Below are 331 nucleotides of genomic sequence, written 5' to 3' on the forward strand. Positions count from 1 at the left end.
AAAAATCGCGTTCCACCGTCAGCTTGCCGATTTCACGGTAGAGCGTATCGATTTCTTCTTGGGTCTTCTGGGCCGCCTTGCCGTCACCCTTGCCCTCAAAGACTCCAGTGGCGTTGTCCAGCAACTCGCGCTTCCACTGGCTCACCATGGTCGGATGAATCTCGAAGCGGGCAGCGATCTCTGACGTGGTCTGGTCGCCTTTGAGGGCGGCGAGGGCCACCTTGGCCTTGAAATCACTGCTGTACTGCCGGCGTTTCCTGCTCATGATCAGGCTCTCCTGGTCGGTCTGATCAGAGCTTAGCGCCTGGTCCGAATTTCGGGGACCACTTCA

The 331-nt window shown here is 58.0% G+C and carries 1 protein-coding gene; it reads right to left on the minus strand.

Features of this window, described 5'->3' with window-relative positions:
- Positions 1 to 265: transposase (locus CCD76_RS19615; RefSeq protein WP_143543370.1), on the minus strand; the 265-nt coding region annotated here is incomplete at its 3' end.
- Between the last annotated feature and the right edge of the window lie 66 nt (positions 266 to 331).

It is taken from the genome of Salinicola salarius, assembly GCF_002179555.1.
Classification (GTDB): Bacteria; Pseudomonadota; Gammaproteobacteria; order Pseudomonadales; family Halomonadaceae; genus Salinicola; species Salinicola salarius_A.